Here is an 18,756-nt window from a genome sequence, read left to right on the forward strand (position 1 = left end):
AGAGCGTACCACTTTCAGTAGTTGACTTCCTCTTCTACACCTATCCATGAATGTCGCACTTATTATCTGAAATCGGGCCTTATCTCTGGTTAAAGGAAGATAAGTCAGTTTGGCTTTTGGTACCAGCAGCGCTATGCCTTGCTATGTTTGCTTGGCTTCTATCTTTACATCCTACCGCAACTGGCAGAGTTTATGCCGCTTCCGGTGGTGTCTATATTTTTGTCGCAATTCTATGGTTGTGGTGTATCGACGGCGTTCGACCAACGCTCTGGGACATAGTGGGGGTTTCTGTCGCTATGCTTGGCATGTCAATCATCATGTTTTCACCCAGAGCATCCTAAACGTAACCGAGGGAAACCCTTACGCTTAGTATTTTGGCTATGTGCTAGATTTATTGATTAATAACATTATGACGTAATTGCTACATAGCCAAAGTACGCTTGGGCTTCACCCCAAAACAGCGCTATTTATAGGAGATACTAATGAACCATGCAGTGAAGGCAAGATTTGATGAGTATCCAAAACATGTGCGTATTCGGATAGAAGAGCTACGAAATATCGTCTTAACTATCGCTTCTGAATTAAAACTGGGGGAAGTTGAAGAATCTCTAAAATGGGGAGAGCCAAGCTACAGTGTGAAAACAGGTAGCCCGGTAAGGATGGATTGGAAACAGAAAACGCCTAGTCGTTATTATCTGTTCTTTAATTGCCAAACTAAGCTCGTCGACACATTCCGCGAACTGTATAGTGACTCACTTGAGTTTCAGGGTAATCGAGCAATAATTCTATCTTTATCAGCACCTTTGCCAGAAGCTTCAATCAAGACCTGTTTAGAATTAGCATTAACCTATCAAAAGCGAAAGAACTTACCTCTTTTAGGTATGTAAGATCGCTTAATAAAACTATTTACGGCCGATTAACCATATTCAACTACTCTACCTTTGTATCCTTTTTAATGCTTCCGCAGTAAAGTTTTAGATTAAGTGGTCACGTTAATAGCGCCGTAACCAAACTAGTAATATCGAAATAAAGAAGAGTTTATGAAATCAAAAATCTTGTTCTTACTTATGCTTGGAGCTCATTTCAATGCTTTTTCAGCGACGAACTATCAAGTCAATGTGGTAGTAACAGAGCCTCAATCAACATTCATTTTTCCGACTTTTGAAATATCCTCTAAAGGAAAAAGCAAAACCAGTTTTGTCGACGGCTGCACGTACTTAGGGACCCTTTCAGAACCGAGCAAAAATAGTATACAGCTTGAAGCTACCATGTCATGCAACCAAGATGGCTCTACGTCAAGGATGGAAATGCCGGTATTTGTGCTCAACTCCGAGGGTCAAAGCGCGAGTTATGATCTTGTAGAAAACGGGATCGTGATGTGGAAATATTCTGTAGAAGTTAAGCCGTCACTTAAAAAGTGATATATCAGAAATACTAAAGTAACAATCAGCACTATTAACCGCCGTTTAAGTGTAATAGGTATATTCTTTACGACTTAATGACGTTACTTGTTGCCGCAAGTCTCCAACTCATGTACAAAGCAGCCCTAATTTTAATAGGAGCTAAGTGGCATGAATTTAATTGTACGTCAGGTAACTTTAGGTGATGCTGAAGGCATTACAAACGTCCTCAATCCCATCATTATTGAAGGTTTATACACTGTATTAGATACGCCTTTCACACCTGAAGAAGAAAAAGAGTTCATTACTCATTTCCCAGAACGGGGCGTGTTTACAGTCGCTTTATCCGAAAATAGCTCACAAGTCATTGGTTTCCAAAATATCGAGCCCTTTGCACAATATACAAAAGCTTTTGACCATGTTGGCATAATTGGTACGTTTGTTAGTGACGGTGCTCGTGGCCAAGGTGTGTCTAAACAGCTTTTCAAATCGACATTCGAAGTAGCCAAACAAAAGGGTTACGAAAAACTATTTGCGTACGTTCGCAGCGATAATGAGCGAGCGTTATCAGCCTATCTCAAACAAGGCTTCGAAATCGTAGGGACCGCGAAGAAGCATGCAAAAGTTCGTGGGAAATACGTAGACGAAGTCCTCATTGAGAAGTTTTTGTAGGTGTTATGTCGCTAAACACTAAGCACGCATATAAGAACATTTGAACCAAGACTCAATTTCCGTCGTAGAAATCTCTTTTCTAAAATAGGTTATTTGAAATGAAACTGACCTCGGAAACTGAGTCAAGAATAATAGAAATGGCATGGGAAGACCGCACCCCATTTGAGGCTATCGAATTTCAATTTGGTTTGAATGAATCCGACGTGATTCAGTTTATGCGTAGCCGGCTCAAATCAAGTAGCTTTAAATTGTGGCGTAAAAGGGTTTCGGGGCGCAATACAAAACACAACAAGCTACGAAACTCAGACATCATTAGAGGTTATTGCCCAACTCAATATAAGCCGCGATAGCGAACTGCACTTGGCATAAATTTTTATTACGAATCGCAACATTTATCGCCCTACCTTTGAACCAACTTCATGATTGGAGGGGAATAGTCACCACTTAATTCAACCTAGGTGTTTCAGGGCGATAATAAATTCAATGGGAGTCATATTAACATCCTCAGACGCCATCAAACTAATGATTCCACAGAAAAGATTGATACAAAACGCCCACTAAAAGTAACTCAGATTAAGGCGTCATTTAACCCGTGTATCAATCTCTTTTACCTTCTATTTAGGCACTAGAATCACTAACCTTCTATTTTATCTTTGAAGGCACAGACAAAAAGCTGCATGATTAAAAAGGAAAAATAGCTGATAACGGTTTAACAAGCACTCGGAGCTTGGAGGCAATTTTGAACAAATTACTTATGATATTTGCGTTGGTTTCTTTACCTTGCTTGGCTTCTGCTGATGTTGAAGATCCCTGCAAAGTAAAAGGCGGTGGCGTTATGGCTGGTTATCAGTGTGTAGAAAAGAAGATGGAGTCTGCAGATAAAGAGCTTAACGAAAGTTACAAGGAAGCAATCGCTAGAATAGGTGAGGAAGAAAAAGCACTAAGGAAAACATGGTCTCAGACCGAACTGGTAGAGCCATTTCGAAAGGCCCAAAGAGCTTGGCTAAAATACAGAGACGCCGAATGTGAATTTACGGGCCTGTCTTCCACACCCTCACCCTGGCAAGGTGTCCAGATTGAAGAGTGTAAGTTAAGAATGACGTTAGAACGCGTCGAGTACTTCAATGGAGTATACGTAGGCTAAACGGATTACATCTAACAAAGCACTTCAATAAGATTCGCAACTCTTGGCAATTTCAGTTTAAATGTACTCAGTGTTTAAGATGCAAACGTTCAGGTTGAGTGGTCGCTCCGCTTACTACTTAACCCTGCGTTGTGCGTAAAGCTAATATGGGTGTGAAATAATTATGGAAAAAGACGATTTAGTTGGGCTAGTAGTTAAGTATTTCGAGAAAATAGATGCCGGTGATCCTAGCTATCTGGATCTATTCTCAGAGGATGTTGATTTTTTCTTTCCTAAATTTGGGCAAGCGAAAGGAAAGAGTGCCTTAGTGGAGTTTGGCAATAGGATTGGTAGCTCGTTGATTAGTATCTGGCACGACATAGACGGCTTTCAAATAACGACTGCTGGAAACAAGGTCATTGTTGAAGGACAGGAAGGCGGCGTAATGAGTGATGGTACCTCTTGGCCGGACAACAAAGTTTCCACAGGGCGTTTTTGTAGTGTATTTGAGTTTGAAGGAAAAATGATAAGTCGTATGTTTGTGTACGTAGACCCTGACTTCCCGAGTCGAGATTTTGAGAGAATTTCCGTGCTGTCAGGCGAGAGCAACGTGCGACAAACTGTTCAAGCCTGAATACCACCGTTACCGCATAGCATCTTTGTTATGCGGTAGTATTCGTAGTTAAGGTGTGTTGAGGGCTTTGATATCGCTTTACTCACACCTTATCAGTGCGTTAGCCACATTCCCTTACTGATAGAAATGCTACTTTCTTCAATCGTCCTGTATTATGATAATGAAAAAGATTGCATTAATTTTAAGATTAAAATGAACCAAAAATTTTTTCTAAAACTACTCCCTGTCCCTTTTCTTCTAGCCGGTTGCCAGTCTACGCAAAGCCAGCTACAGCCTATACCTGAAAACGTATTATCAAACCTATCGACTCAATGGGCAGTGGTAGAGGCCTGTTTTCATTCCGATGCTTATAGCTTAGAGCAATCGGTAAACTATCGAGAGGCCATTAACTATTCTTTTTCTACTTGGCTAGTCGATCAGTCCGATATCGATCAGTCGGTAAATGAAGCTCGTGTAGCGTTATCAGAATATCAGTCTCAGAATGATGGTTTAGGAACAACATGTAAGGATTGGCACCTACCCCTAGAATCTGGATTGCGAGAAGTTAACAATCATAAGAATCAAGTGGCGATAGACCAACAGCGAGCACATGAAATACATAAAGCAAACGCTTCTAAACCTGTGACGTATTCAACACCAGCATCTACTTCGACTAGTAATGTTGTTCACTGTTACAAATTGGAAGACGTTAGCTTGAATAAGAACATTCAAACCTTTAATGGAATGATATGCCCTATAGGCTGGCTTAAATATTATGGCTATTAATGTATTTGATTAATACAGGACTTAAGAATGAACTCTAAGTTTAATTTTTAGTTCAAGATTGGGTTTCTTGTTTACAATGTAATGTTTCCAGTTGGATTACCGTATTCGAATAGATTGACGAAGTTAATCAATATATGTGTATTGATGCTTACTTTTTATCGAGTTATCTTTGTTTGATAGCCATTAAAACGAGTAAGGAAACAAAGTGACTGTGTTAACAAAAGGCATACACCACGTAGGTTTAACCGTATCTAACCTAGAAGCAAGCGCGAAGTTTTTCACTGAACAATTAGGTTGGAGTGAAGTAAAAAGAAACCCAGACTACCCGGCAATATTTGTGAGTGATGGGCATATCATGCTTACACTATGGGCGGCTAAGGCTGATGCCGCCACTCCATTTGACAGAAAAACGAATATTGGTTTGCATCACTTAGCTTTACTCGTAGAGACTGAGAAGCAACTCGATGAGTTGCGTGATCAATTTATGGCGTCGGGAATCGAAATTGAGTTTGGTCCCGAGCTTGTTAAGACAGGACCCGCAAAACATTTAATGTGTTACGACCCAAGTGGTATTAGGGTTGAGTTTTTCTGGGCGGGCTCGTAAAACAAACATAACAAAGTTTTATAATAGGGATTTGGCACACATGGCATTGTTAGTTTGCACCGCGTTTGGTGTTTAAGGTGCTTAGCAGAAGCTTGTGTATCGAATACCCCCTCCTACTACACATTTTGCGACTTACGAGTAAGTCCAAAAGGATAAATGTTATGTATAAAATCGGCGTTGTTTTATTTGATGATTTCACGGATATCGATTTCTTTCTTATGTATGACTTGCTGGGGCGCACAACCGACAGTTGGACAGTAAGTATACTTGGAACTAAATCTGAACATCATTCCCACCTCGGTATGAAAGTTAAAACAGACGGACACCTTTCTGAGGTGACGAATCAAGATGTCGTTCTTATTACAAGCGGCAAACGGGGTATTCCAGCCGCTTTAAAAGATGCTGAATTTATGTCAGCGTTGAATCTTGATCCAAATAGGCAGCTAATAGGTTCGATTTGTGCGGGATCATTCATCCTCCATGAACTAGGTTTACTAAAAGGCAAGCGATTAACAACAAACCCAGATGCAAAGGATGTTCTACAAAGTATGGGAGGAGATGTTCAGGATCTGCCTCTCGTGATAGACGGTAATGTAGCGACGGCTGGTGGCTGTCTTTCACTGATGTATCTAATTGGTTGGTTAACAGAGCGGCTATTTGACTCAAACAAACGAAAAGCTATACAAAATCAATTGATACCTGCTGGGCAATTAGATCTATTTGAAGAGCTTATTACCACAACTATTCAATCAGCAGAGTTAGCAAGCTCGGATAACAAGGCGTTAAATAATCATTCATAACATGTGGTGTTTTACATTACGTTAGTTTTAGTGTTTAGGGTAAGTCACACATCAGTCTTGTGTGACTTACCCTTGAACATAACGCCACTTGGGGAAATTAACTTACAGGGAGTAAATCAATTGGTAAAAATGTACGGTTCTGAAGAGACAAGAGCGTTTTGCTGTAATTGTAAAGAAGTAACGCTACATCGGTACGAAAGCTTCTCTAAAGCGCAGGAAAAGACCGAGAAAAAAGCTAAAGGTTTCTTCTCTGGTCTATTTGCAGCAATAATTAGCTCATTAATGGAAGGCGAAGCGACTGGTGACTACAAATGTACAATATGCGGCACCAATCTTCACACGCCAGATAATTTAGATTAGTAGTCAGTGTCTCTAAAGCCACAGCAAGTGGCACGCAACATAATTTATAGACGGCTCTAGTGGGTTTGAAGTGTATGCACCTTATGCATTGCATTTAGGGTTTTGAGGTTGTGTTGCGGATCAGGTAGTGCGCTTTTATCTTTAACAAGGGGCTAACGCAGAGCAAAAACAAGGGACAAGAAAAGAAGTAGTTTTACTTGAATATCAATGAATTACAGACACAAAAAAGCCCACCAAAAGGTGGGCTTTTTTAAAATTTGGTGGGTCCGGGCGAACTCGAATCGCCGACCCCTACCATGTCAAGGTAGTACTCTAACCAACTGAGCTACGGACCCAAATTTTTATGTTCCTAACCATTCAATTCAGAATGGTGCGTCCGAGTGGACTCGAACCACCGACCCCCGCCATGTCAAGGCGATACTCTAACCAGCTGAGCTACGGACGCATTTCTCTGGAACGACGAGGATATTAGCTATAAGCGAACGACGGTGCAAGCACAAATTTACCAACTTTGAACCGTTTGGCGAAAATGTAAACTCAACACGCGTTTTCAGATGATTTTATCGACAAGGACTGAGCCTGCAGGGTTTAAAAGTGTGATCTATATAACTTTTATTATCTCACTTAATTGTCGTAAGGCACTTCACTGAGCATCCAAATCTGTAAGATTTGCGATACCTTAGGGCAAGTGCCGAACAAAATCTGATATTTAGGTTTAAATGGTTCGCCGATATAGGTTGTACGGATCAACTCTCCTGTTTTGACGTCTACTTGAGTGCTCACCCTGCCTTTGAAGTTTTGAAATATGACAAACTGCTCACTGTGGTAAACCATTTGCTCTCGGTAAAACAAGAAATGATCTTGGGGTGTCTCTGTCAATTCACACTCCAGTGGTTTCAAATTAGGTATCGCACTAACATTCGATGTGATGAACAACGCCGATAAAATCCATCCGTATCGCATATGGCTGCCCTATTCTGCCCTCTTTTTCAAAGTATAGGCCCTGCCTTGATGACTGATACAAAAAAGGCTTTGATCATCTCTAATCAAAGCCCCTTGTTTCTGCTGGTTAATTGTCGTGTTTAGTCGTCCGCCTCAAACACAACGTTATAATTTTCGGTGTATGTACAATTCGGCTGACGGCTACAAGTAAAGAAACGTCTCCCTTTGAACTCACCTTGGCTTGCGGTTTTAATGATCATCGGACTGCCGCATTTTTTACAAAAACGCACTTCTTTATCGGGCTCAATCAAATCAATGTGTGCCGCAAGCAAACGACGTAATCGCCCAACTTGATAACTGTGCTTTATCGAGGCGCCAATTAAAGGCAGGTTGGCCGTCTTACAAACATGAATCAATAACTTTTGTCTTTCTATCTTACCCTTGTTTAGCTCCTGCCCATTATCCAATTCAACGATAACGCGCGGCTCTAGTGTCCTTGGGTCACAAATAACGTAATCAAAATAGCTTCGAGATATACGATTGTTCGCGACAAAAAACTGCTTCTTATTTTTGATTTCTTTTGGCGTAACCAAACTGGACATGTTTACTTTCGCGAATACTACGGCATGCTCCCCTACCGCCGCTCTTAACGCATTATAGAACGCACCCTCTTGACCTCTGAGCAGAGGGCCTTTCGAGCGATAAGGATAATCACGCGTGTCATCGTGCTTAATCACGTACTTTTGAATAACAAAGAAGAATAAAACCAGAAGAACAACAATGATAAAAATGTTGGTCATAAATAAAGTGCATCCAAAACAACTCGTTGCTCAAAGCGTAAATGGAAATGTTATGCAGAGCAACAAAACCTCGCAATTTTGAGGCGCCACGACGATAGCGAGAAACAGAAAATTTTGCTCACCAATAAAAACGAGCCAATCACACACTTGGATTGGCTCGTTTAAATTTTGTTAATACATTATGTATGCTAAGAATCAACTATTAGCGTCTGGCTGATTCTCTGGCATCGCATCAATAAAAGCTGGCAGTTGATTGCATGACTGCACAACAGCGTTAATGGTTGGATAAAGAGAAGTATCTACACCAAAGCGTTGTGCGTTATAAAATTGTGGTACCAGACAAATATCGACAATAGATGGCGAGCTTGTCAGGCTAAACTTGCAATCACCATTTAGTTTACGATGCTTCTGAAGTTTCTCTTCTAATGCTGTAAAACCTTTGTGGATCCAGTGATGAATCCAAGCGACTTTGCGCTCTGGTTCGCAAGCTAGCTCCCCCTCTAAATACTGTAGAACTCTTAAGTTATTCAGGGGATGAATCTCCATTGCAATATCCTGAGCCAAAGCTAGCGCTTGGTATCGAAGCGGCGTTTGCTCGGGGATCACAGTGACATCCGGGTAGTGTTCTTCTAAGTATTGAATGATCGCCAGTGACTGGGTTAACTGAACCTCCCCATCCACCAGCAAAGGAACCAGTTCAGAAGCGTTTAACTCATGGTACTCGTCACTGTGTTGTTCGCCACCATTGCGCACCAAGTGTACCGATTTTGAATCATACGATAACTCTTTAAGATTCAAGCAAATACGCACACGATACGCCGCCGATGATCGCCAGTATCCGTATAAAATCATGCTATCGCTCATATCGTCTCCCAACCAGCATTGTTAGTGCTTGAGATATTGGCTAACTTGTTGGTCAATCGAGCCGAATATGTTGTTGCCATCCGCATCGAACATTTCCAATCTAATTGAATCTCCAAACGACATGAAGTTAGTCGACGGCTTACCATCACGAATGGTTTCAATCATGCGAACTTCCGCGATACATGAATAGCCAACGCCACCTTCTTCAATAGAAGTGCCATGTTCCGTTCCCTGCTTGTTGGATACCGTACCTGAGCCTATAATCGCCCCAGCAGATAGCGGGCGCGTTTTAGTCGCGTGAACAATTAAGTCTGCGAAATCAAACGTCATATCGATACCTGCATTCGGGCGACCAAACGGCTTGTGGTTGTAGGTCGAGACCAATGGTAAATGCACTTTGTTTTCGTACCACGCATCGCCTAGTTCGTCTGGTGTTACTGCCACAGGAGAAAACGCAGAAGAAGGTTTAGATTGGAAAAAACCAAACCCTTTAGCTAATTCTGCGGGAATTAGCCCACGCAGTGAGACATCATTCACCAGCATGATCAAACGAATCGACTCCTGAGCCTCTGCAACACTCGCGCCCATTGGTACGTCACCTGTTACCACAGCCACTTCACCTTCGAAATCAATACCCCATTCATCACTCGCAAACTCGATGTTGTCACAAGGACCAATAAAGGCATCAGAGCCTCCTTGGTACATCAACGGATCCGTCCAAAAACTCTCTGGCATTTCAGCGCCGCGAGCTTTTCGAACCAACTCAACGTGGTTTACGTAAGCACTGCCATCAGCCCACTGATAAGCGCGAGGAAGCGGCGACTCGCAGTAGTGCGCTTCAAACTCTTCATACCCTGCAACCGTGCCATTGTTCAGTGCAACGTATAGCTCTTCCAGTTGCGGTGCTAGCGTATCCCAGTTATCAAGTGCCACCTGCATCGTCGGTGCTAAGTTCATGGGGTGGAAAATTTCTGTCGCTGGTACGCAGCGCGTTAAGTCTTTGCTCACGACCATCAACAAACCGTCACGAGTGCCATTTTTCTTGGTTGCTAATTTCATCCTTGCCTCTTACTTCTCTTGCCAGCTATAGACGTATTCTTTGTTTTCTACTTTTTCCAGCTCATCCGAAAACTGAAGTGCGTGACGCGTATCAATCATGACCGCAACTTCGTCGGTGAAAGTCTTCTTATGCTCTCGCCCTGCTTTGAATGCTTTCGGGTGAGGACCATGCGTAAATCCTGCTGGATGGAATGTCACCATGCCTGCTTCAATGTTGTCACGGCTGAAAAAATCACCTGCATGGTAGAACAAGACTTCGTCATAATCGTCATTGTTGTGGTAGAACGGTACTTTGAGCGCTCCAGGATCACTTTCAATTGGACGAGGAACGAAGGTACACACCACAAATCCTGCTCCTACAAATGTAGTATGTGCAGAAGGCGGTAAATGGTAACGATGTGACATAAGTGGACGAATATCACGCCAGTTCACTTTTACTACCGCCAAATCACCATGCCACCCAATCGCATCCAGCGGGTTGAATGGGTAAGTGATAACACTGACTTTATCGTAGCGTTTCACCTGAACCTGTGTTTGATTCTCAGAATATTGAGCACGGAACTGATCGTTGATCGACGGCGTTTCTAAAACCGCCGGATCAAACACCGCGTGGTTTCCAACCATGCCTTTTTCGGGCAATGTATAAGCCGCATCGGTGTTTTCAATCATCAGAATGAACATCGGCTCGCTTGGTTCTAAACGCCAGCTCGTTGAGCGCGGGATCATGACATAATCCCCTTCGCTCACTTTCAAATGACCATAATCACAGTAGAGATCTGCCGTACCTTGGTGGATGAATAGCAGTTCGTCGCCATCTGCATTTCTCACCAAGAAGTCCATTTTTTCATCCATACGCCAAACACGAACTTTACAATTCGCGTTGTGTAATAGATGCGGGACTGCCCAAGGGGTAATATGGCTGGCTTTTTCGACTAGATTAAAATCAAACGCTCGTGGACGTAGCTCGCCCTCCCACTCAGACCACCCCGTTGGGGCATGTTGATGATGAAAATGTGTTGCGGGGCCGAAGAAGCCACTTCGACCTGCCTCACGTTCATAAATTGCCTCTTCCGGGAAGTCAGCATGTGCTTGTTTAGAGCACACTCCCTCCCGATGAGGGAATGTGATCCATTTATGCATCGCTCAATACTCCTCGGCGAATTTGGTCTTCTTCTATCGATTCAAACAACGCTTTGAAGTTACCCTCGCCAAAGCCTTCATTGCCTTTACGTTGGATGATTTCGAAGAACACAGGGCCGATAACGGTTTGAGTAAAGATTTGTAGCAAGATGCCATCTTTCGTTGGCGCACCATCAATAAGAATCTGCAAATCACGAAGCTTGCTTACATCTTCGCCGTGGCCTTCAACACGCTGATCGACTTTCTCGTAATAAGTATCTGGTGTTGGCATAAAGTCCATGCCTCGCTCACGCAAGGTTTTGACCGTTTCGTAGATGTCGTCAGTGGTCAATGCGATGTGTTGAATACCTTCGCCATTGTATTCACGGATAAACTCTTCAATCTGTGATTTATCATCTGACGACTCATTGATAGGAATTCGGATTTTGCCGCAAGGTGCGGTCATCGCACGGCTGACAAGACCAGTCAGCTTACCTTCGATATCGAAATAACGAATTTCGCGGAAGTTACCAATGCGCTCATAGAAACCTGACCAGACATCCATGTTGCCTTGCTTAACGTTGTGCGTTAAGTGGTCGATTTCGTAAAGACCAACATTCGCTTTTGATAAACGCTCATCAGCATCATCATAAAAACGAAAATCGACATCATAAATGCTCTGCTTTCCATAACGATCGACAAAATAAAGCAAGCTTTCACCGATGCCATAAATAGCAGGAATGCTAAGCTCCATCGGCCCAATTTCCGTTTTATATTCTTTACCGCCATTCTCTAACGCATGCGCCAGAGCAACGGTGGCGTCTTTCACACGAAATGCCATGCCACAAACCGACGGACCGTGAACTTTGGCGAATCCCTCAGCTTGGCTATGCGGCTGCGCATTCACAATAAAGCTAATGTCACCTTGTCGATATAACCACGCTTCTTTTGAGCGATGCTTTGCAATCTCCGCAAAACCTAACGATATAAACAGATCTTTAAGCTGTTGAATGCCTTTGTTGTCAGCAGCGGTATATTCAACAAACTCAAATCCGTCTGTTCCTAGTGGGTTATATGCATCAACCATGACTTTCTCCTTGTCTCAGTAGCTTTTGTTTGGACTTATTTTTCTAACTTGGCGCAGGTCTTGAGAAATTGGAATACGTGGGGAGAAATCTTTATCTTGGCGATTTTTACGCATAATTGTAAAATATATGTTACACACAGAGAGCACGTCGAACCCACTTTCGTAAACATCAAACAAACTGCTTATTTTCAATATATTAGATTGATATTTTCGGCTTTACGCCACCACATAAAATGTAAACAAGTTGTTACTTTGGCATTTTATCTTGGCAACGTAGCTCAAAAAGCAAAAGGGGATGGAAAGTCTATTGCACCCTATCTCTATCCGATTTATTCATTTGATCCTGCAAAACATCAAAAGTAATATTTCGTGACGCTTCATACAGTTCGAAAGGCTCATCGGTCAGAATCGTGTCATGGATACCCCTTTATTGATTCACCTCAGTTTTATTCAAAAGTAACTGTGCCATAAGTGGTGCTCTGTTCCCTATCGAGCCGAGCCACAAGGCTTCACGCTCGATCAGAAAAAGAGACATCTAATGACACACATCAATCAAGAACGCTTAGTTGAACACTTTTGCCAACTAGTACGTATCGACAGCGAATCAAAAAACGAAAAACAAATTGCAGAAACACTGGCAGAACAGCTAGGCGAGCTAGGCTTTACCGTACGCAAACTTCCAGTACCTGAGCACATTTCTAACGGTTTTAACGTGTACGCCCGTTTAGACGGCAAAAAAGACGGCTCTATTCTAATGAGCTGTCATATGGATACGGTCACTCCAGGTATTGGCATTGAGCCACTCATCGAAGACGGCGTTATCCGTTCAAAAGGCAATACGATTCTTGGTGGCGATGATAAATCTGGTATTGCTGCCATCATGGAAGCCGTTCGTTGTATTCAAGCGGAAAACCGTGAGCACAAAACGTTAGAACTTGCTTTCACCGTGTATGAAGAAGGCGGTTTATTCGGTTCACAATACTTCGATATGTCACACGTCACTTCAACGGAAGCAATCGTGTTAGATACGGGTGGCCCTATTGGCACCATTGTGACCGCAGCCCCAGGCCAGCAAAAGATCATGGCAAAAATCAAAGGTCGACCAGCACACGCAGGGCTTGCGCCAGAAGAAGGCATCAGTGCGATCATGGTGGCGGCAGATGCCATCAACCAAATGAAGCTGCTTCGAATCGACGAAGAAACGACAGCCAACATCGGTATGGTTAACGGCGGTCAGGCCACAAACATTGTTATGCCCGAATTAAAAATCGTGGCAGAAGCACGCTCCCTGAATGGCGATAAACTAGATGCTCAGGTCAATCATATGATCTCAACATTAGAGTCTGTCTGTAAAAAACACGGTGCAGAAGTCGAAATTGAATCTAGCCGAGCCTACGACGCTTTTGTTATTGAAGAAAACCACCCACACGTAAACGCTATAAAAGCAGCGTTTTCAGAGTTGGGCATTGACGCCTTCACAAAAGGCACTGGCGGCGGTAGCGATGCCAACAACTTTAACAAGAAAGGTCTCACAACGGTCAACCTTTCAACTGGCATGGCAAAAGTACACACGACAGAAGAGTTTATCGCGGTAAGTGATATGGTCAAAATCACTGAGTTCGTGAAACATTTCCTAGTCAGTTAACGTCGTGCCTTTTGAAGAGCAGACTGACTATCTTCCCCTTCTAGCCTGTGCTTGAAGGGGATTTTAATTTGTATCGAAGCAAAATTACTTCCCGTCATGCCAACTTGATATCAGATCTTCAAAGAAATTCCCCTAGCTCACTTTTTGAGACCAGACAGCTCAACACCCGACACCCTGTTACAGTAATGTTAAAACTCGATTGTGTAGACAATTTATACAATATACATTTTTGGCATCTTTCAGGATGAAAAGAGTGAGACAAGGATGAAATTACCTAAGTTGCTTTTATTAACGTCGATGATGAGTCCAATACTGGCAACATCAAGCTATGCCGCGCCGTATCCCGCAGGTGTGACCCTCGATGAGACACAAGAAATTACGCTAAACAATGGGGCTGAAGTTACTTCTATTGACCCAGCCAAGCAAGCCGCAGAGCCCGCTTTTAATCTTGGTCGAGACCTGTTTGAAGGTCTGGTCATTCAAGATAAGCAAGGTAAAACCATTCCTGGTGTTGCTGAGTCTTGGTCAGTCAATGACAACAATACGGTTTATACCTTCCACTTACGTGATGCAAAATGGTCAAATGGCGAAACGGTCACTGCACAAGATTTTGTCTACAGCTGGCAACGCTTACTGAATCCAAGCACTGCTTCACCGTACGCTTGGTTTGCGGCCATTCCAAATATCGAAAACTCGCAAGCCATTATGAAAGGCGACGCCGCACCCGAGTCTTTGGGCGTGAAGGCGCTGGATGAAAAAACGTTCCAGGTAACACTCGAAGAGCCTATTCCCTTCTTTACGAAACTATTAAGTCATCCAGTGCTTGCCCCCGTTCATAAAGCGAGCATTGAAAAACATGGCAACCGTTGGACCCAGCCAGAACATATCGTTACAAATGGTGCGTTTACTGTCTCTGAATGGAAAGTTAACGAAAAACTGGTGATGGTTAAAAATCCACATTATTGGGACGCAAGCAATGTAGTGCTGGAAAAAGTCACCTGGCTACCAATTGGTGATGCAAACGTAGTGCTAAACCGCTACCTAGCTGGTGAGATAGACCAAGCGGTTTCCATTCCTGCCGCTCAGAAGAAAAAGTTAATTCAACAACGCCCGCAAGAAGTGGCAAGCACCAGTGCGTCTCTTGGCTCCACATTCTATTACCTCAACACTCAACAAGGGCCAACAAAAGACGTGCGAGTTCGTAAAGCCCTCTCATATGCCATTGACCGTCAACTGTTAACGAGTGCTATTTTGAGAAACGGTGGGGTTCCAATGTATACCCTTGTGCCACCTCAAACAGATGGTTTTAAATCTCACACTCCTGAGTTCGCAACTTGGAACCGCCATAAACGTATCGAAAAAGCGCGGCAATTACTGTCAGAAGCTGGATACGATAAAAGCAATCCGCTTAAGTTAACGTTTACCGTACCAACTTTCTCGATGGACGTAAAAATGGCAACCACCATGGCAGGCATGTGGAAAAGCCGATTGGGTGCGCAAGTCACGATAAAACAGCTAGAACCGAAAGTGTTCTACGCACTTAAAGAGCCGACCGACGTTACTCGCGGCGGCTGGACGGCCGACTACAATGAAGCCTCTACATGGTTGGATATCTTCGTTTCTAGTGGCGAGTACAACGATTCTCGATATAACAACCCGCAATACGACGAGTTAATGGCTCGCTCAAAGACCATGAGCAACCCATCAGAACTGTATCTACAAGCAGAAAGCATGCTGATTGAAGACATGGCCCTTATTCCTATTTATCGTCCGGGTAACGATCAATACCTCATCAAGCCTTACGTGGGCGGCTACGAACTGACAAACCCTGAGTCGTCGTACTACCGCAAGAATGTCTATGTAAAAGCCCACTAAAAGCATGTTTTCGGTCTGAGTCGGCAAGTTCAATGTTTACTTGCCGTTCCTCATATCTCTCGGTGGAGAAGGCAACCTGAGCTCAGACCATTTTTTATTCATAACCGTTCGAAGTGATTTCGGATGACCAAAGGATGATGGATCATGATTTGGTACATTGTTAAGCGATTAGCTATCGCTATCCCCACGCTTCTATTCATCGCACTCGTATCATTTTGGCTGATGCACATTGCACCAGGGGGGCCATTTGATATGGAACGGCCTATGCCAGAGGTGGTACGTGCGAATATCGAAGCAAAATTCCATTTGGACCAGCCCTTCCTTACTCAGTTTTGGATTTACATTGGTAATTTCATACAAGGAGATCTCGGTCCGAGCTTCGTTTATCAAGACTTCAGTGTTACACAGCTCGTCGCACAATCATGGCCAGTTTCAGCAGTATTAGGCGTACTCTCCTTTTGTATTTCCGTTCCACTTGGCATGTTGCTTGGCACCATTGCGGCATTGAACCGAAATAGCCGCCTAGATTACGGCCTGATGACACTTTCGATGACTGGAGTTGGGTTCCGGCTTTCGTGCTTGCTCCAGTTTTAGTCATGATCTTCGCTATTCAGCTCGGCTGGTTCCCTGCTGGTGGTTGGGAAGGAGGAAAGCTGGCTTTTCTTGTTCTTCCCGTGCTCAGCCTAGCGATTGGCTCCATTGCGAGTATTGCACGCGTCATGCGTGGCGCAATGATTGAAACGCTCAACCAACCATACATTCGAACGGCAAAAGCCAAAGGTTTGTCCACAACCTACATTTTATTCCATCACGCTTTGCGACCATCCCTGATTCCCGTCGTTGCGATGCTCGGCCCTGCGTTTGTGTCTGTCGTGACAGGCTCGGTAATTATCGACATTTTCTTTGGTACAGGTGGCATGGGACAACACTTTGTGTCTGGTGCTCTCAACCGCGACTACGGCCTAGTAATGGGCATTACTCTGATTGTCGCTTCACTCACTATCTTCTTTAACCTTGTGGTCGACTTGCTATATACGATTATCGACCCTCGTATACGCGTTTAGGAGTCCGGCATGTTAACGATCAAAAAACTGGATACACAAGCTCTTCAAGATCAAGTCGTCGACAATATTGAAGCCGTCGAAGGTCGCAGTCTTTGGCAGGATGCATGGACTCGATTTCGTAAAAACAGAGCCGCGATGACATCAGTGTATGTTTTGGCGTTCATTACCTTATGCATCACTTTCGGCCCCTCTCTTGCCGCTTTTGGCCATGATGAAATTGACTGGGAAGTACTCATCGATCCATACGAGCTAGGGAAACCTTCACTGAGCAGTGGCCATTACTTTGGTACCGATGATCTCGGGCAAGATGTTTTCGCTCGCACGATGCAAGGTGGCAGGCTCTCTATTTTGGTAGGTTTTGTTGGCGCCTTAGTCGCCGTTGTTATTGGTACGATTTGGGGAAGTATTTCCGGCTATCTTGGCGGCGTTGTCGATAGCGTAATGATGCGCATTATTGAGGTGCTCGATTCGGTGCCATTTATGTTTATGGTTATCCTGTTTGTTACCCTTTTTGGCAACAACATCTACCTGATTTTTATCGTGATCGGAATGGTATCTTGGCTGGGCATTGCCCGTGTTGTACGTGGTGTCACCTTCGGTCTAAAAAAGAGAGAGTTCATCGAAGCCGCACACTCTATTGGGGTTTCTAAATTGACAATTGTCCGACGCCATGTTCTGCCTAATGTGCTTGGAATCGTGATGGTTTATTCCTCCTTAATGGTACCAGGATTCATTATGTTCGAATCGTTTTTGAGCTTCTTAGGGCTTGGTGTTCAACCACCAGACACGAGCTGGGGAATCCTAATTTCCGAAGGCGCAAAAACGATTGACGTTGCATTATGGATGCTGCTTTTTCCATCTCTGTTTTTAGTTGCCACCCTCTTTTGTTTTAACTTCATCGGCGATGGCTTACGTGATGCTCTTGACCCGAAAGACCGATAAGGACAAACCCATGCTATCTATTGAAAACATGAACGTGCGCTTCGATACGCCAGATGGGCAAGTGCAAGCGGTCAGTAATCTCTCCTACTCGATTAAAGCGGGCGAAACTCTTGGGATTGTTGGGGAATCAGGTTCGGGAAAAAGCCAATCTGTTTTCTCATTAATGGGGTTAACCGCGGACAACGGCGCCGTGTCTGGAAGCGCAATGTTCCACGGTGATGATTTACTCGCGATGTCGAAAAAGCAGCTCAACCGCATCCGTGCAGAGAAAATCGGAATGATCTTTCAAGATCCGATGACGTCACTTAATCCATTCATGAAAATTGGCAAGCAGCTTTGTGAAGTTCTCATGATTCATAAAGGAATGAGCCGAAAACAAGCAAAAATGGAATCGATTCACATGTTGGATGCGGTGCGTATTCGCTCTCCCGAAACTCGGATGAATCAATACCCTCACGAATTATCTGGCGGAATGCGTCAGCGAATCATGATAGCGATGGCGTTGTTGTGTAAGCCCGAGTTGTTAATTGCAGACGAACCAACCACCGCATTAGATGTAACCGTTCAAGCTCAAATTTTGACGCTATTACGAGACTTACAACAAGAGTTCAACACCGCAATTTTACTGATCACTCACGATATGGGCGTCGTCGCCGAGATGTGTGATCGCGTATTGGTCATGTATGGTGGTCAAAAAATGGAGCAATCAGATACCGAGACATTGTTCGCTCAACCTGCGCACCCCTACACTCAAGGCCTGCTAAAGGCTATTCCTTCTATCACTGAAGATATGCCACGTTTACCAACCATCCCAGGTAACCCACCAAGTGCGTTGATTAACCATCAAGGGTGTCCGTTTAGAGAGCGGTGCGAGCATCGAGAGACGCGTTGCCAATACGAAACCCCACGGTTTTCTCCATTAAACACGAGCCAGTCCATTGCCTGTCACGTTAACGCACCCAGTGTTATCACTCCTATTCAAATAAAAGCTTAAGGAGGCG

General features: G+C 43.7%; 21 protein-coding genes, 2 tRNA genes and 1 pseudogene. 16 read left to right on the forward strand and 8 right to left on the reverse strand.

Going from position 1 to position 18,756, the window contains the following annotated elements; translation table 11 throughout:
- The first annotated feature begins 50 nt into the window (after positions 1-50).
- From R8N49_RS03745 to R8N49_RS03795, 11 genes are all read left to right on the forward strand, one after another.
- The gene (locus tag R8N49_RS03745; RefSeq protein WP_318189865.1) at positions 51-341 is read left to right on the forward strand and encodes a YnfA family protein; all 291 of its coding nucleotides are present in this window, start codon (positions 51-53) and stop codon (positions 339-341) included.
- Between the two features lie 141 nt (positions 342-482).
- The gene (locus R8N49_RS03750) at positions 483-887 is read left to right on the forward strand and encodes a DUF1801 domain-containing protein (protein WP_017633973.1); all 405 of its coding nucleotides are present in this window, start codon (positions 483-485) and stop codon (positions 885-887) included.
- A 153-nt stretch (positions 888-1,040) separates the two neighbouring features.
- A complete protein-coding gene (locus R8N49_RS03755; RefSeq protein ID WP_138939935.1) occupies positions 1,041-1,421 on the forward strand; it encodes a hypothetical protein in 381 nt (126 codons plus the stop codon).
- 150 nt (positions 1,422-1,571) lie between these two features.
- Positions 1,572-2,072 (forward strand): GNAT family N-acetyltransferase, encoded by a 501-nt coding sequence (locus R8N49_RS03760; protein WP_017633971.1) that lies wholly within the window; start codon positions 1,572-1,574, stop codon positions 2,070-2,072.
- Positions 2,073-2,170: 98 nt separating this feature from the next.
- The gene (locus R8N49_RS03765; protein ID WP_005377824.1) at positions 2,171-2,422 is read left to right on the forward strand and encodes a TIGR03643 family protein; all 252 of its coding nucleotides are present in this window, start codon (positions 2,171-2,173) and stop codon (positions 2,420-2,422) included.
- Positions 2,423-2,826: 404 nt separating this feature from the next.
- The gene (locus R8N49_RS03770) at positions 2,827-3,216 is read left to right on the forward strand and encodes a lysozyme inhibitor LprI family protein (protein ID WP_042522523.1); all 390 of its coding nucleotides are present in this window, start codon (positions 2,827-2,829) and stop codon (positions 3,214-3,216) included.
- A 163-nt stretch (positions 3,217-3,379) separates the two neighbouring features.
- Complete coding sequence (locus tag R8N49_RS03775; protein WP_005377826.1) at positions 3,380-3,829, forward strand: nuclear transport factor 2 family protein; 450 nt, start codon at positions 3,380-3,382, stop codon at positions 3,827-3,829.
- 192 nt (positions 3,830-4,021) lie between these two features.
- Positions 4,022-4,594 (forward strand): hypothetical protein, encoded by a 573-nt coding sequence (locus R8N49_RS03780; RefSeq protein WP_225466652.1) that lies wholly within the window; start codon positions 4,022-4,024, stop codon positions 4,592-4,594.
- A gap of 205 nt (positions 4,595-4,799) precedes the next feature.
- Positions 4,800-5,198 carry a VOC family protein gene (locus tag R8N49_RS03785; protein ID WP_017820909.1) on the forward strand — a complete coding sequence of 133 codons (399 nt, stop codon included), beginning with the start codon at positions 4,800-4,802 and terminating at the stop codon, positions 5,196-5,198.
- 161 nt (positions 5,199-5,359) lie between these two features.
- Complete coding sequence (locus R8N49_RS03790; protein WP_025766741.1) at positions 5,360-5,998, forward strand: DJ-1/PfpI family protein; 639 nt, start codon at positions 5,360-5,362, stop codon at positions 5,996-5,998.
- Between the two features lie 129 nt (positions 5,999-6,127).
- Complete coding sequence (locus R8N49_RS03795) at positions 6,128-6,358, forward strand: hypothetical protein (RefSeq protein WP_017820907.1); 231 nt, start codon at positions 6,128-6,130, stop codon at positions 6,356-6,358.
- Positions 6,359-6,616: 258 nt separating this feature from the next.
- On the opposite strand, the gene R8N49_RS03800 is transcribed toward R8N49_RS03795, so the two are convergent.
- From R8N49_RS03800 to hppD, 8 genes are all read right to left on the reverse strand, one after another.
- Positions 6,617-6,693 (reverse strand) — tRNA-Val (locus R8N49_RS03800).
- 33 nt (positions 6,694-6,726) lie between these two features.
- Positions 6,727-6,803: transfer RNA gene (locus tag R8N49_RS03805), tRNA-Val, on the reverse strand.
- 179 nt (positions 6,804-6,982) lie between these two features.
- The gene (locus R8N49_RS03810) at positions 6,983-7,321 is read right to left on the reverse strand and encodes a hypothetical protein (protein ID WP_025766742.1); all 339 of its coding nucleotides are present in this window, start codon (positions 7,319-7,321) and stop codon (positions 6,983-6,985) included.
- 119 nt (positions 7,322-7,440) lie between these two features.
- Positions 7,441-8,100, reverse strand: coding sequence for a DUF2726 domain-containing protein (locus tag R8N49_RS03815; RefSeq protein WP_005377831.1), 660 nt, complete (start codon positions 8,098-8,100; stop codon positions 7,441-7,443).
- Between the two features lie 195 nt (positions 8,101-8,295).
- The gene (maiA, locus tag R8N49_RS03820) at positions 8,296-8,964 is read right to left on the reverse strand and encodes a maleylacetoacetate isomerase (protein ID WP_005377832.1); all 669 of its coding nucleotides are present in this window, start codon (positions 8,962-8,964) and stop codon (positions 8,296-8,298) included.
- A gap of 21 nt (positions 8,965-8,985) precedes the next feature.
- Positions 8,986-10,023, reverse strand: coding sequence for a fumarylacetoacetate hydrolase family protein (locus tag R8N49_RS03825; RefSeq protein ID WP_025766743.1), 1,038 nt, complete (start codon positions 10,021-10,023; stop codon positions 8,986-8,988).
- Between the two features lie 9 nt (positions 10,024-10,032).
- Positions 10,033-11,163: a homogentisate 1,2-dioxygenase gene (locus R8N49_RS03830; protein WP_186584309.1), complete on the reverse strand. Its 1,131-nt coding sequence runs from the start codon at positions 11,161-11,163 to the stop codon at positions 10,033-10,035.
- The gene (gene hppD / locus R8N49_RS03835) at positions 11,156-12,229 is read right to left on the reverse strand and encodes a 4-hydroxyphenylpyruvate dioxygenase (protein WP_005377835.1); all 1,074 of its coding nucleotides are present in this window, start codon (positions 12,227-12,229) and stop codon (positions 11,156-11,158) included. Before hppD ends, R8N49_RS03830 begins: the two co-directional genes overlap by 8 nt.
- A 538-nt stretch (positions 12,230-12,767) precedes the next feature.
- Between hppD and R8N49_RS03840 the strand changes: the two genes are divergently transcribed.
- The 5 genes and pseudogenes from R8N49_RS03840 to R8N49_RS03860 all read left to right on the forward strand — a co-directional run bounded on the left by R8N49_RS03840 (position 12,768) and on the right by R8N49_RS03860 (position 18,749).
- Positions 12,768-13,874: a M20/M25/M40 family metallo-hydrolase gene (locus R8N49_RS03840; RefSeq protein WP_025766746.1), complete on the forward strand. Its 1,107-nt coding sequence runs from the start codon at positions 12,768-12,770 to the stop codon at positions 13,872-13,874.
- A 264-nt stretch (positions 13,875-14,138) separates the two neighbouring features.
- Positions 14,139-15,749: a peptide ABC transporter substrate-binding protein gene (locus tag R8N49_RS03845; protein ID WP_318189866.1), complete on the forward strand. Its 1,611-nt coding sequence runs from the start codon at positions 14,139-14,141 to the stop codon at positions 15,747-15,749.
- 144 nt (positions 15,750-15,893) lie between these two features.
- Positions 15,894-16,813, forward strand: a pseudogene (oppB, locus tag R8N49_RS03850) (oligopeptide ABC transporter permease OppB).
- Between the two features lie 9 nt (positions 16,814-16,822).
- Positions 16,823-17,755, forward strand: coding sequence for an ABC transporter permease subunit (locus R8N49_RS03855; protein ID WP_005377839.1), 933 nt, complete (start codon positions 16,823-16,825; stop codon positions 17,753-17,755).
- 10 nt (positions 17,756-17,765) lie between these two features.
- Positions 17,766-18,749: an ABC transporter ATP-binding protein gene (locus R8N49_RS03860; protein WP_258489338.1), complete on the forward strand. Its 984-nt coding sequence runs from the start codon at positions 17,766-17,768 to the stop codon at positions 18,747-18,749.
- The last annotated feature ends 7 nt before the right edge of the window (positions 18,750-18,756 follow it).

This window comes from Vibrio sp. 1978 (genome assembly GCF_033344345.1).

Excerpts from the sequence above, each read along its gene's own strand:
- R8N49_RS03790 (WP_025766741.1), top strand. The coding sequence starts at position 5,360 with ATGTATAAAATCGGCGTTGTTTTATTTGATGATTTCACGGATATCGAT.
- R8N49_RS03815 (WP_005377831.1), bottom strand. The coding sequence starts at position 8,100 with ATGACCAACATTTTTATCATTGTTGTTCTTCTGGTTTTATTCTTCTTT.
- R8N49_RS03825 (WP_025766743.1), bottom strand. The coding sequence starts at position 10,023 with ATGAAATTAGCAACCAAGAAAAATGGCACTCGTGACGGTTTGTTGATG.
- R8N49_RS03855 (WP_005377839.1), top strand. The coding sequence starts at position 16,823 with ATGTTAACGATCAAAAAACTGGATACACAAGCTCTTCAAGATCAAGTC.
- R8N49_RS03760 (WP_017633971.1), top strand. The coding sequence starts at position 1,572 with ATGAATTTAATTGTACGTCAGGTAACTTTAGGTGATGCTGAAGGCATT.
- maiA (WP_005377832.1), bottom strand. The coding sequence starts at position 8,964 with ATGAGCGATAGCATGATTTTATACGGATACTGGCGATCATCGGCGGCG.
- R8N49_RS03795 (WP_017820907.1), top strand. The coding sequence starts at position 6,128 with ATGTACGGTTCTGAAGAGACAAGAGCGTTTTGCTGTAATTGTAAAGAA.
- R8N49_RS03755 (WP_138939935.1), top strand. The coding sequence starts at position 1,041 with ATGAAATCAAAAATCTTGTTCTTACTTATGCTTGGAGCTCATTTCAAT.
- R8N49_RS03750 (WP_017633973.1), top strand. The coding sequence starts at position 483 with ATGAACCATGCAGTGAAGGCAAGATTTGATGAGTATCCAAAACATGTG.
- R8N49_RS03860 (WP_258489338.1), top strand. The coding sequence starts at position 17,766 with ATGCTATCTATTGAAAACATGAACGTGCGCTTCGATACGCCAGATGGG.
- R8N49_RS03770 (WP_042522523.1), top strand. The coding sequence starts at position 2,827 with ATGATATTTGCGTTGGTTTCTTTACCTTGCTTGGCTTCTGCTGATGTT.
- R8N49_RS03845 (WP_318189866.1), top strand. The coding sequence starts at position 14,139 with ATGAAATTACCTAAGTTGCTTTTATTAACGTCGATGATGAGTCCAATA.
- hppD (WP_005377835.1), bottom strand. The coding sequence starts at position 12,229 with ATGGTTGATGCATATAACCCACTAGGAACAGACGGATTTGAGTTTGTT.
- R8N49_RS03830 (WP_186584309.1), bottom strand. The coding sequence starts at position 11,163 with ATGCATAAATGGATCACATTCCCTCATCGGGAGGGAGTGTGCTCTAAA.
- R8N49_RS03840 (WP_025766746.1), top strand. The coding sequence starts at position 12,768 with ATGACACACATCAATCAAGAACGCTTAGTTGAACACTTTTGCCAACTA.
- R8N49_RS03745 (WP_318189865.1), top strand. The coding sequence starts at position 51 with ATGTCGCACTTATTATCTGAAATCGGGCCTTATCTCTGGTTAAAGGAA.
- R8N49_RS03810 (WP_025766742.1), bottom strand. The coding sequence starts at position 7,321 with ATGCGATACGGATGGATTTTATCGGCGTTGTTCATCACATCGAATGTT.
- R8N49_RS03765 (WP_005377824.1), top strand. The coding sequence starts at position 2,171 with ATGAAACTGACCTCGGAAACTGAGTCAAGAATAATAGAAATGGCATGG.
- R8N49_RS03775 (WP_005377826.1), top strand. The coding sequence starts at position 3,380 with ATGGAAAAAGACGATTTAGTTGGGCTAGTAGTTAAGTATTTCGAGAAA.
- R8N49_RS03780 (WP_225466652.1), top strand. The coding sequence starts at position 4,022 with ATGAACCAAAAATTTTTTCTAAAACTACTCCCTGTCCCTTTTCTTCTA.